The organism is Myxococcus sp. MISCRS1, from assembly GCF_026626605.1.
Classification (GTDB): domain Bacteria; phylum Myxococcota; class Myxococcia; order Myxococcales; family Myxococcaceae; genus Myxococcus; species Myxococcus fulvus.
The window spans coordinates 8,834,772-8,846,884 of the sequence record NZ_JAPNKB010000001.1; the positions used below are offsets into that span (position 1 = coordinate 8,834,772).

At 71.7% G+C, this 12,113-nt stretch carries 7 protein-coding genes; 3 read left to right on the forward strand and 4 right to left on the reverse strand.

Translation table 11 applies throughout. The features are described 5' to 3' along the window. The first annotated feature begins 5 nt into the window (after nt 1-5). Nucleotides 6-2,267 carry a xanthine dehydrogenase family protein molybdopterin-binding subunit gene (locus tag OWM54_RS35460; RefSeq protein ID WP_267700288.1) on the forward strand — a complete coding sequence of 754 codons (2,262 nt, stop codon included), beginning with the start codon at nt 6-8 and terminating at the stop codon, nt 2,265-2,267. Nucleotides 2,268-2,284: 17 nt separating this feature from the next. Here OWM54_RS35460 and OWM54_RS35465 read toward each other — a convergent pair whose 3' ends face one another. Further along, nucleotides 2,285-2,512 carry a hypothetical protein gene (locus tag OWM54_RS35465; RefSeq protein WP_267700289.1) on the reverse strand — a complete coding sequence of 76 codons (228 nt, stop codon included), beginning with the start codon at nt 2,510-2,512 and terminating at the stop codon, nt 2,285-2,287. 180 nt (nt 2,513-2,692) lie between these two features. Here OWM54_RS35465 and OWM54_RS35470 point away from each other — a divergent pair, with 180 nt between their 5' ends. After that, nucleotides 2,693-2,938 carry a hypothetical protein gene (locus OWM54_RS35470; RefSeq protein ID WP_223745762.1) on the forward strand — a complete coding sequence of 82 codons (246 nt, stop codon included), beginning with the start codon at nt 2,693-2,695 and terminating at the stop codon, nt 2,936-2,938. Between the two features lie 19 nt (nt 2,939-2,957). Here OWM54_RS35470 and OWM54_RS35475 read toward each other — a convergent pair whose 3' ends face one another. Together OWM54_RS35475 and OWM54_RS35480 are read right to left on the reverse strand one after the other, a co-directional pair. Next, nucleotides 2,958-6,149: a PAS domain-containing protein gene (locus OWM54_RS35475; protein ID WP_267700290.1), complete on the reverse strand. Its 3,192-nt coding sequence runs from the start codon at nt 6,147-6,149 to the stop codon at nt 2,958-2,960. A gap of 249 nt (nt 6,150-6,398) precedes the next feature. Next, the gene (locus OWM54_RS35480; RefSeq protein WP_223785689.1) at nt 6,399-7,397 is read right to left on the reverse strand and encodes a hypothetical protein; all 999 of its coding nucleotides are present in this window, start codon (nt 7,395-7,397) and stop codon (nt 6,399-6,401) included. 187 nt (nt 7,398-7,584) lie between these two features. On the opposite strand from OWM54_RS35480, the gene OWM54_RS35485 reads away from it, so the two are divergent. After that, entirely contained in the window at nt 7,585-9,126 is a 1,542-nt protein-coding gene (locus tag OWM54_RS35485; RefSeq protein WP_267700291.1) for a M28 family metallopeptidase, read from the forward strand. A 7-nt stretch (nt 9,127-9,133) separates the two neighbouring features. Here the strand turns inward: OWM54_RS35485 and OWM54_RS35490 are convergent, their stop codons facing one another. Continuing rightward, nucleotides 9,134-12,106, reverse strand: coding sequence for a tetratricopeptide repeat protein (locus tag OWM54_RS35490; protein ID WP_267700292.1), 2,973 nt, complete (start codon nt 12,104-12,106; stop codon nt 9,134-9,136). Nucleotides 12,107-12,113: the final 7 nt, after the last annotated feature.

The window sequence follows — 12,113 nt, forward strand, 5'->3', positions numbered from 1 at the left end:
ACGCGATGAGCCAACAGCCTGAGTTGATTTCCCGGCGCTCCTTCCTCGAAGGGCTCAACCTCTCGGTGGGAGGGCTGGCGCTGGGCGTGGTGCCCACCGTGACGCTGGCGGGCGCGGCCCCTGGCGCGAAGGGCAAGCCCGCGGAGCTTCGGCCCAACGTCTTCGTGCACATCGCCTCGGACGGGCAGGTCACCATCGTCTGCCACCGCTCGGAGATGGGGCAGGGCGTCCGCAGCTCGGTGCCGGTGGTGGTGGCGGACGAGTTGGGCGCGGACATGGCGCGGGTGAAGGTGGTGCAGGCCGTGGGTGACGCCGTGTACGGCGACCAGAACACGGATGGCTCCAGCAGCATCCGGGGCGTGTACCAGTCGCTGCGCCGCACGGGCGCCACGGCGCGGGAGATGCTGGTGGCCGCGGCGGCGCGTCGCTGGAAGGTGCCGGCCTCGGACTGCGAGGCGAGGGAGCACGCGGTGTTCCACAAGCGGAGCTCCCGCTCGCTGGGCTTCGGAGAGCTGGTGGCGGACGCGGCGAAGCTGCCGGTGCCGAAGGCGGAGTCCGTGGCGCTGCGGCCCTCGTCGGAGCTGCGCTACGTGGGCAAGGAGCTGCCGCTCTTGGACGGGCCGGCCTATGTCATGGGCACGGCCGTCTTCGGCGCGGACGTGAAGCTACCGGGCATGCTCATCGCGGTGGTGGCTCGGCCTCCCGTCGTCGGTGGGAAGGTGGTGCGCTTCGACGCCGCGAAGGCGCTCGCGATTCCGGGCGTGAAGCAGGTGCTGGAGCTGCCCGTGCCCAAGCGGCCCTATGTCTTCCAGGGCTGGGGTGGGGTGGCGGTGCTGGCGGAGAACACGTGGGCGGCGATGCGGGGCCGCGCGGCGCTGGACATCACCTGGGAGGACGGTCCCAACGCCGAGTACGACTCGGTGAAGTACCGCGAGGCGCTGCTGGAGTCGGTGCGGGTGCCGGGCAAGCCGGCGCGCACGGTGGGAGACGTGGACAAGGCGCTCGCGAGCGCCGCGCGGGTGGTGGAGGCGGAGTACTACGCGCCGCACCTGTCGCACGCGCCCATGGAGCCGCCGGTGGCGCTGGCGCGGGTGGCGAATGGGGTCTGCGAGGTGTGGGCGCCTTCGCAGCATCCGCAGGCGGCGCGCACCGAGGCGGCGCAGGCGTCGGGGCTGCCCGAGGACAAGGTGACGGTGAACGTCACGCTGCTGGGCGGCGGCTTCGGGCGCAAGTCGAAGGCGGACTTCGTCGCGGAGGCGGTGCACCTGGCGAAGATGGCGGGCGTGCCGGTGCGCGTGCAGTGGACGCGCGAGGACGACATCCGTCATGACTACTACCACTCGGCCAGCGCGCAGCGGCTGAGCTGCGGATTGGACGCGGCGGGCAAGCCGACGGCGTGGCTGCACCGCACGTCCTTCCCGGCCATCCGCTCCACGTTCTCCGAGGACGTGACGGGGCCGGTGGCGAGGGATTTGAACCAGGGCGTGCTGGACCTGGCGCTGGCGATTCCGAACGTGCGCGCGGAGATGGGCGAGGCGCTGGCGAAGGTGCGCATCGGCTGGCTGCGCTCGGTGAACAACATCTTCCACGGCTTCGCGGTGGGCTCGTTCATGGACGAGCTGGCGCATGCGCGGGGGATGGACCCGCGGGAGAACCTGCTGGAGGTGATCGGGCCTCCGCGCCTCGTGTCCGTGGCGGAGCTGGGCGTCAGCGCGCTGCCGAACTATGGCGCGCCGGTGGAGGCGCATCCGGTGAACGCGGAGCGGCTGCGCGGGGTCATCGAGCGCGTCACGGCGATGTCGGGCTGGAGCGAGCGCGAGAAGAACGGCCGCACGCTGGGGCTCGCCGCGCACCGCAGCTTCCTGAGCTACGTGGGCGTGGTGGTGTCGATGAAGAAGGACGCGGCGGGACGGGCGCGCGTGGACGAGGCGTGGGTGGCGGTGGACGCGGGGCTGGTGGTGAACCCGGACCGCGTCCGCTCGCAGATGGAGGGCTCCGTCATCTTCGGCATGAGCCTGGCGTTCCACGGCGCCATCACGATGAAGGGCGGCGCGACGGAGCAGTCGAACTTCCGCGACTACAAGCTGGTGCGCATGGCCGACGCGCCCCGGACCATCCACGTGGACATCATCCAGAGTGACGCGCCCCCGGGTGGCGTGGGCGAGCCGGGCGTGCCCCCGGTGGCCCCCGCCATCGCCAACGCGCTCTTCGCCCTGACGGGGACACGCGTGAGGGATTTGCCCATCGCCCGGACGGTTCCCGTCTGACTCCAGGAGGCTCCCGTTCAGCGGGAGCAGGTGCCGTACGTCGCACCCGCGACCTTGCGACAGTAGAGCGAGCAGCAAGAGCTGTTCGCCGTGCAGAGTTTCGAGCCCAAGGGAAGGCAGACCGCGGCCTCGACGGCCGGGTCACCGGCCTCCACCTTGGCGGGCTCGGCGAGGGCGTCCTCCCCTCCACAGCCGAGCAGCGTCAGGGTGACGAGCAGCGACAGTCCTCCGAGAAGTCTTCGCATGCTTCCTCCGATCCGCGTGAAGCCCTCGGTGTAGTTTGTGGAGGCGGGTGAAGGCAGACACTCCCTGATGAAGTGTCGGGTAGTCGATGGTTGCGATGGGACGTTCAGATTGCTCGTCAGGGATTCGCTCGTGCGGGATAGGTTTGGGGGATTGGCGGATGCGTGTTCCCTGGAGGCGGCATGAAGATGTCTGTCATTCGTGGCTTGCTGGCTGTGTCGATGCTCGCGGGGTGTGGCGGTGGCATGGAGCCGGTTGACGAGACCGAGGCGTCGTCGCGTTCCCTGGACCCGCTGCCCGCGTGCGAGGAGGTTCAGGGATTGTCCTGTCGTCTCAACGTGCTGGAGTGTGTGTGGCAGTCGACGGGCCAGTTGGGCATCTGCGCCTGTCGGCAGACCCCCGCAGGCCCCCGGCTCAACTGTCGTTGAAGCGCAAGGCTCGCGCCGTTCAGTGAATCGACGGCGGCGAGGTGGGCTCGGGCCCGGTGAGCGGCAGCTCGACGATGAGCGTGGCGCCGTGGCCCCGCCGGCTCTCCGCGCGGATGGTGCCCTGGTGTGCCTCCACAATCCGGCGGCTGATGAAGAGGCCCAATCCCAGTCCCCCGTAGTTGCGCGCGGGGACTGCGCGGCCGAACTTCTCGAAGATGCGCTCCAGGTCCTCGGACGCGATGCCGATGCCCTCGTCGCTCACCAGGATTCGTCCCCGCCCCGCGCGCTCCTCCACCCGGATGCGCACGGGTCTCCCCGGCCCGTACTTGATGGCGTTGGACACCAGCCCCCGCACCACCTGCTCCAATCTGCGCGCATCCCACCGGCCCACCACCGCCACGGGCGCCTCGACCTCGAGCACGCTGTCCGCCTGCGCCGCCTGCGCCCGGAGCTGCTCCGCCACCTCGCGCGCCACCGCGGACAGGTCCACCCTCCCCAGCTCCAACGGCAGCGGTGAGCCCGCCAGCTGCGTCACGTCCAGCAGGTCGTTGATGAGCGCGGCCAGCTTGCGCACCTGCAGCGACGTGCTCTCCGCCGCCCGCATCACGCTCTGCCGCAGGTGCTCCTCGGACGTGGAGGAGCCGGCCTCGCGCGCGAGCCCCTGGAGCTTGATTTGAAGCGGCGTGAGCGGCGTCTTGAGCTCGTGCGAGGCCACCGTGAGGAACTCGTCGCGCAGGCGCACCGCCTCCTGGAGCCGCACCTCCGTGTCCTTCAGCCGCGTCACGTCCTGGAGCGCCAGCACCACCGTCGCCGGATGGCCGTGCATCGCGGGCAACAGCTCGGAGTCCACCAGGATGTCGCGCACCTGTCCTGAGGCGACCCGCCAGCGCATGGGCTCCCGTCGCAGCGTCTCACCCCGCGCCGCGCGTGCTCCCGGCATGCGCTCGTTGGGCAGCGTGGCGTCGTGCTCGTCGATGACGTTGTAGACGGTGCCGTAGTGCTCCACCGGCACGCCGAGCGCGAGCTCTCCGCCCGCGAGCTGATGGGCCGCCTGGTTGGCGAAGAGCACCTTCCCCGTACCCGGCTCCATCATGAGCAGGGCAATCGGCGTCAGGTGCAGCAGCGACTCCAGCCACTTCTGCTGGCTCGCCTGGTGCGCGGCCAGCTCCTCGGCCTGATAGCGCGCCCGGACCTGGTCCGTCACGTCCAGCGAGAACGACAGCACCGAGTCCACCTCGCCCCGCGCGTCCCGCAGCGGCTGGTAGACGATGTTGAAGTAGTGCTGCTCCAGCCCCTTGTCGTTCAGGTTCAACAGCTGCGGCATCTCCGTGAGCTTCATCGGGCGCCCCGACGCGAAGACCTCGTCGATGGCCAGCGAGTACGCCTGTCCCTGCTCGCTCTCCCGCGCGAGGTCCCTCAGGGACGTGCCCACCAGCTCCGCGTTCTGTGACTGCCGCTGGAAGTTCGGGTTGACCAGCGTGAAGGTCTGCTCCGGCCCGGAGAGGATGGCGATGGACGCGGGCGCGTTCATCAACACGTCGTAGAGCCGCGCGCGCTGGGTCTCCACCTCGGCCTCCGTGCGCTTGCGGTCCGTGATGTCGTGGATGAGCACCACGCAGCCCTGGATGCGGCCGCGCGCGTCCTCGCTGGGCACGAAGGTGGCCTGGACATGGATCTGCCGGCCGTCGCGCAGGCTGAGCGCCGTCTCGTGGGCCACGTGCTCTCCCGACAAGGCGCGGCGCACCCAGGCCTTGAAGACGGGATAGAGCAGCTCCCCGCCCACCTCGCGCAGCGTCCTGCCCACCACGCTGCTGGGCTTCACGCCGAACCAGGTCTCGAAGGCGCGGTTGCAGAACAGGTAGCGCTCCTCCGGGTCCAGGTAGGCCACCAGCGCGGGCAGCGCGTCGGTGATGGTGCGCAGCTGGTGCTCCCGCTGGCGCGCCTGCATCCGGCTTTGCTCCAGCGCCCGCTGCGCCTGGGCCTGCTCCGTCACGTCCCGCTGCGTCCCCCACACCCGCACGAGCCAGCCGTCCTCCACCACGCCCACGAAGTTGGACAGCCGCACCCGCTCCAGGCCCTTCCTGTCCCGCTGGCGCGTCTCCAGGTCCTGCACCCGGAAGCCGCGTTGGACGAAGGCTCGGATGGCCTCGGCCGAGCCCCCCGTTCGCTGGATGAGCTCGCGCAGCGACACGCCCTCCAGCTCGCGAGCGGAGTCGAAGCCGCTCATCCGCGCCATCACCTCGTTGCTCTCCGCGATGTGGCCCGTGCGGATGATGGCGTCGACCAGCGCGTCCTCCGGCTGGCGCGTGTCCAGGGGCGCGTCGAACTCCATGCGCCAGATGCCCTCCGTGCTCTGGGCCAGGAAGGTCCGGTAGCGCTCGTCACTCGCCGCGAGCGCGCGCGTCGTCTGCCGCAGCTCCTGCTCCGCCTGCTTGCGCTCGCTGACGTCCTCGGCCGTGGACATCCACTCGCGCACCAGGCCGTCGTCGTCGAACACCGGCACGCCCCGGAGGATGACGTCCCGCCACGTCCCGTCGCGGTGCTGCAGGCGCACCTCCCCGCGGTACGGCTCGCTTGTCTTCAAGGCGGAGCGCCACTCCGCCACGAAGCGCCCGCGGTCCCCGGGGTGGATGGCGTCGAGCCAGCCGAGCCCCAGGTGGGCTCCCCGCGACTGTCCGGTGAAGGCCATCCAGCGGGGAGCCGCCTCGGTCAGCTCCCCCTGCGCATCCGTGGTCCACACCGGCTGGGCCGTGGCCTCCACGAGCGAGCGGAAGCGCTCCTGATTCAGCCGGTTGGCCTGCTGCGCGAGCTTGTGCTCCGTCGTCTCAACGACGGTGATGCCCACGCCCTGCATCGCACCCCCCGCGTCCCGCACGGGGAAGTAGTTGATGACGAAGCTGCGGGGGACGCCGAGCGCCTTGGCCGTGGCGCCGACAATCTCCAGGTTGCGCACCGGCTGCCCGTGCTCCAGCACCTGTCGGTAGTGCGGCTCGATGAAGGGCCACAGGTCCGGCACCACGTCGCGGACCTTGCGGCCCAGGTGCGCGTGGCGCGGCAGGCCGTTCATCTCCGCGAGCGCCTCGTTGATGTGGATGTAGCGCAGCTCCAGGTCGACGAAGGCCAGGCCCACGGGCGCCCCCGCGACCATCGTCTCGAGGAAGAATCGGGACTGCTCCGGGGAGATACCCTCGATGGCCTCCTCGTCCGTCACGCTGGCGCCTGGTCCCCGCACACGGTGTTCCCCCGGCCGGCTCCACCCAGGATGGGTGGTGGGTGGGTCGTGCCCGCGCGCGCTTCCGGGCACACCCCACCCACCGCGAGTCTGTACATCCTCCCTGTCACCGGGGAGATGCGGGCCCACCAGGAGGCGAGCCCGCGGTCGTCGGGTGACAATGGAGGACGCAGGGCACCTGGGGGCGGGGGACTTGCGCCCGCCGGGCCGCCTGCCCTCAAGCGTGTGTCAGAGCTCGTGCCACGTCTGCTCGAAGACGATGACCTTGTACGACTGGGGGAAGAGCATGATGTAGAGGATGCGGTGGGTGTCTCCGTTGGGGCCGGTGGAGTACTCGCGGAAGTAGCGCTTCACCTGCACCGTCTCCGTCCCGTTGCCGTACGTCTCCAGGATGACGGGCAGCAGCGGGCGGAACTGGAACCACATGGAGCTGCTCGTCTCCGACAGGGAGAGCACCGCCGGCGCGGGGTCGCTGCGGTAGACCTGGTAGCGCCCCTGGGCGAGCACCGCCTGGACGGCCTGGTCCAGCGTGGCCTGCCCGGTGAAGGTCCAGTAGTAGTCGAGCCGACGCAGGGAGCCCGTCTCGTTCTCGAACCAGTCATTGCCCTGGTCGACCACGGACTGGAGGCGCTCGGTGATGGGCTGCTCGAGCCAGCTCAGCGTGAGGCCCGCGGGTGGCGCCGGCGGGTTGACGAGGCAGGTGCCGCCGACGCACGAGGCCGCGAGGCGGAACTGCTTGTTCGCGGCGTTCACGAAGCCGACCACCGCCAGGTACTCGCCCGTCTTCGGCACCGTCACCAGCTCCACCTTGCTGAGCGTGCCGTAGCCCGAGTCGTCGTCCTGCGCGAGCGGCGTCACCCCGAAGCTCCCGTTGGCGTCCTTGGGGCCGTAGAGGAACAGGCCGGTGTCCAGGTACATGGAGCTGCCCAGGTGCGTGACTTCGAGCCGGAGCTGCGCGCCCGCGTTCGCCTGGATGGTGTAGCCGAAGTAGCCGGGCTGCGAGCCCGGGTAGCCGGCCACCGCGCCGCCCACGGGCAGCACCCCCTGGTCCACGACGCTGTCCGCGATGTTCCCGCTGGGCGGTGTCGGCGGAGCGGCCACGAGCCCCGCCTGGCCCTGCTCCAGCGGCGCGTCGTCGGAGGCGGGCGCCTGGGGCGCTCCACCACACGCGCTCAACAGGGCCGCCGGCAACGTCCACAGAATGGCTTGCTTCAGATTCCCACGCATCGTCTGGGCCTCCACGGGGTGAGGACGGCGCCACGGCTGGTGTCGCCGCCCTGGGATGGGCCGCCCGTGTGCCATCCCCTCGCGTGGAACTCAAGCGGACGCAGATAAAACACAACAACGATTGTAGTCGGATGTACCGCGAGGTCCGTGGCGCCTTGCGGCTTGAAGCAGACGCGGGAGGTTGTGAATGCTGCGCGTCATGTCCTCACGTCAGAAGCCCTGGAGCGCGGCGTTGGTGTCGCTGGTCCTCGTGTCGTCGCAGCGGGTGGAGGCCGAGCCTCAGGCTCCTTCGGTGCGCGAGCGGGAGGTGATGTCGCTGACGGGGGCGGTGCTGGGGCCCACGCCGATGGTGGAGGACCTGCGCTCGCTGGTGGACGAGGTGGGTGGGCGGGCCACGGGCTCGGAGGCCAACCGTCGCGCGGTGGAGTGGGCGCTGGAGCGCTTCCGGGAGGCGGGCGTCAGCGCGAAGGCGGAGCCGTTCCGGATGCCGACGCTGTGGCTGGAGCAGGGCGCGAGCGCGACGGTGCAGGGCAAGGGCGTGCGCTTCTCGCCCCGGGTGGCGGCGATGCCCTTCTCGGCCGCGACGCCGAAGAATGGGCTCACCGCGCCGCTCATCGACCTGGGGCGAGGCACGGAGGCGGACCACGCCCGCGTGGGCGCGAAGGTGAAGGGCGCCTTCGTCCTGGTGGAGACGGACGAGCTGCGGGACGTGGACGGGCTGTTCCGCGAGTACGCGGAGGCGGTGGGAATCGAGGCGCGCGCGGTGGCCGCCGGTGCCGCGGGCGTCGTCTACATGGGCAGCCGCCCCGGCAATCAGCTCTACCGCCACAACGTGTCGACGGGCGCGAAGAACACCCGGCCGATGATGGTGATGGAGCGCGATGGCGCCCGACGCGCGCAGCGGTTGCTCCGCGCGGGCACGGCCCTCACGTTGAGCGCGGCGTTGGATTTGAAGACGGGCGGGCCCTACGAGGCGCGCAACGTCATCGGTGAGATTCGGGGCACCACCAAGCCGGACGAAGTCGTGGTGCTGGGCGCGCACCTGGACAGTTGGGATCTGGGCGGAGGCGCGCTCGACAACGGCGCCAACGTGGCGATGCTCATCGACCTGGCCCGGCAGATTCGACGCCTGGGGCTCAAGCCCGCGCGGACGATTCGCTTCGCGCTCTGGAACGGCGAGGAGCAGGGTCTGTATGGCTCGGCGGGCTACGTGCGCTCGCACGCGGCGGAGCTGGACGGGCACGTCATGGCGCTGTCGGTGGACATCGGCTGCGGGCGCATCAACGGCTTCTTCACCAACGGCCGGCCTCCGCTGGTGCCCCTGGTGGACCGGGCGCTCGCGCCGGTGGCGGGCCTGGGGCCCTTCACCCAGGTTGACGTGCCGGTGGTAGGCACCGACAACCTGGACTTCATGCTCAGCGGCGTGGCGAACCTCATCGCCAACCAGGAGTCCGCGACGTACGGGCCCAACTACCACGCGCGCTCGGACGAGTTCGAGCAGTGCGACGCGCGCACGCTGCGCGGCAACGCGGCGGTGGTGGGCTCGCTGGCGTGGGGCTTCGCCACCATGGAGGAGCGGCTGGGGCGTCAGGGCCGCGCGGAGGTGGAGGCGCTCATGAAGGCGACGGACCTGCCCCAGCAGCTGCGCTCCTTCAACCTCTGGGACGAGTGGCAGGAGGGCAAGCGCGGCAGCCTCGCCGACAAGCAGGCGACGCCCACGCCGCGCTGAATCGCCCTCAGCGCAGGCGGTGCTCGGCGAGCCAGGTGTCGATGAGCGGCTGGGTCCTCGGGGACGGGTCCTCCGTGAGGGCCATGGCCTTCGCCTCGTTGGCGAGCCGCACGGCGCGCTCGCGGTCCTTGCCGGAGTCCCACAGGGCCTGGGCCAGGAAGAAGCGCACCTCGGTGCGGTGGCCGGGGCCCGGCAGGGCCTTGTCCCAGCCCGCGACGGCGCGCTCCAGCGGCGCCAGCGCCTCGCGGGGCCGGCCGAGCTTGAGGAAGGCGGCGCCCAGGTCCCTCAGGCTGAGCGTCCACTGACTGGCGCTGTCGTCCGCCTGCTGCATCTGGATGTCGACGGCGCGCTGCAGGTGCGGCAGGGCGTCCTCGTACCGGCCCTTCAAGCCGAGCACCCGGGCCACCAGCCGCAGCGGACTGACGAGCCCCGGGTCCGTGAGGCCGCGCGCCTTCTCACGGATGCTCACCGCCGAGAGGAAGCGCTCGAGCGCGAGGTCGTGCTTGCCGCTCTGGAAGTAGAGCACGCCCAGGTTGGCGTTGATGACGGCGGCGCCCAGGCTCACCGCGCCGTCCGTCTTCGCGACGATGGAGAGCGCGCGCTCGTACAGCGGCAGGGCCTCGTCCGTGCGCGACTCGACGACGAGCGTCGAGGCCAGGTCATTGAGCGCGTCGTACACCCGAGGGTGCTCCGGGCCGAGCGTGCGCTCGAAGACGCCCAGCGCCTCGCGCGCGATGCGCTCCGCGACGTCCAGTTCGTTCAAGTCTCGCAGCACGGGGACCATGGCGATGCGCACGCGCGCGACGTCCGGGTGCTCGGGGCCCAGGGCCTGCTGGGTGATGGCGGCGGCGCGCTCCAGGTGGGCCTTCGCCTCCTCCAGCCGGGGGTGCACCCACTGGGTGGAGCCCAGCTCCAGCAGCACGTCCGCGACCTCCAGGCTGTCCGGGCCGAAGGTGCTCTCGGCGAACAGGAGCGCCTGCCGCTGGAGCTCGACGGCCTCCTCGAACCGGCGCTGCTTGCGCAAGAGCGTGCCGGAGTAGGTGAGGAGGTTGACGCGCGTCAGCTCGTTGCCGCCGCCCAGTCGCTCGATGGCGGCGGCGGCCCGGTCCTTCCAGCGCGAGGCGAGCTCGTACTCGTCCAGGCCGATGCACGTCACGCGCACCAGCAGCGTCCAGGCCCGCGCGGCCACGGCATCCTGACGCGTGGCCTCCGCGGCGTTGAGCGCCTCGAAGAGGGCGGCCTCCGCGCCGCGCCAGTCGCCCGCGCCCTCGCGCAGCTCGCCGAGCAGCATCGAGATTTCGGCGCCGTCATGCCGGTTCGCCGCGCGCCGGGCGGCGAGCGCCGTGGGCTCCACCAGCGCGACGCCCTCCGCGTAGCGCCCGGTGGAGAGCAGCGCGCGGCCCCGGGCGAGGGTGGCGCGCAGCGCGGCGTGCTGGGCCCGGGCCTCGGGCCCCTCGGGAATCACGGCCCCGCCCGGCGCGAGTGCCTCCGAGCAGCCCGACAACGCCGGCAGGCCCTTCACCGCGCGGTGCGACTCGTCCACCGTCCGGGCATCCGCCTGGGACAACAGCCGCGCGAGCGCGGAGACGTCCGCCAGCCGGTTGTCGAGACAGCGCATGCGCCACGCCATCACCTCCTCGGGCTGCTCCTTGCGCACGCGCGTCGCCTCGCAGGCGGTGATGCGCGTGGTCGTCCACGCGGCGGTGTACGCGTCCAGCTCGCGGCGCACGCGCTCCCAGGCGGCGGTGGCGTAGGGACGGCCGGTGGAGGCGAAGGCGTTCTGGATGGCGTTGTGCTGCTCGGGCCCCCAGACGGCGGTCATCTCGTCCGGCGCGCTCGTGCAGGAGCGGGCGCCCCGGGTGTGCACCGCGTGCGTCAGGCCCACGGCCGCGCCGAGCACGGCCACGGCGCTGGCCAGCTGGAGCCCGCGCTTCCATCGGGCCGAGGGGTCCTTCTGGAGCGCGTCCAACAACGCCCCCAGATGCGGGAAGCGGTCCTCGGGACGCCGGGCCAGTCCGCGCAGCAACACGCGGCGCACCCACGGCGGCACGCGCGTGCCGGCGGGCGCGGTCCGCACCTGCCCCGAGGACACCTGGGTGGAGAGCTCCGCCAGCGTGGCGCCCTCGAAGGGCCGCGCGCCGTAGAGGGCCTCGTGCAGCGCCACGCAGAAGGAGAACTGGTCCCCGGCCGCGCTCGCGCGTGTCTTGTCGAGCAGCTGCTCCGGCGCCATGTAGGCCGGCGTGCCGCCCGTGACGGAGCGCTCCATGCCCGCGGTGGCGGCACCCTCCGTCGTGGTGGCGGCGCCCTCCGTCGCGGTGGCGCCCAGGCGCGCGAGGCCGAAGTCGGTGACATGGACGTTGCCGTCGTCGCCCACCAGGAGGTTGGCGGGCTTGAAGTCGCCATGCACCACGCCCGCGGCGTGCGCGGCGGCGAGCCCCCGGCCCGCGTCGAGGAAGAGCTCGAGCACCTGTCGCCACGGGCGCGGCGCGGCCTTCAGCCACTCGACGAGCGTCCGGGCCTCCACGCGCTCCATGGCGAGGAAGACGTGCTGGCCGAACGTGCCCACGTCGTATACGGCCACCACGTTGGGGTGGGAGACGCGGGCCATGGCCTGCGCCTCGCGCAGCAGGTGCGCGCGCTCCTTCTCGACGTTCAGCCCGAGCGCGCCGGTGCGCAGCAGCTTGAGCGCCACGCGGCGGTCCAGCTCCGGGTCATACGCGCCATAGACGACGCCCATGGCCCCGGCGCCGAGCAGCTCCAGCACCAGGTAGCGGCCCACGGCGGTGCCCTTCTCCAGGGCCGCGTCCGGGCGGCCTGGGAACGGCTGCGCGGGCTCGGTGGGCGGCTCCGCGCCGGCGGCGTCCGGGGACTGGGCGCGCAGGCCCTCGGCGACCATGGACCTGCAGGAGGCGCACGTGTCGAGGTGCGCATCCACCTCCGCGGACTCCTGGGGGGACAGCTCCCCCAGGAGCAACTTCATGAAGACG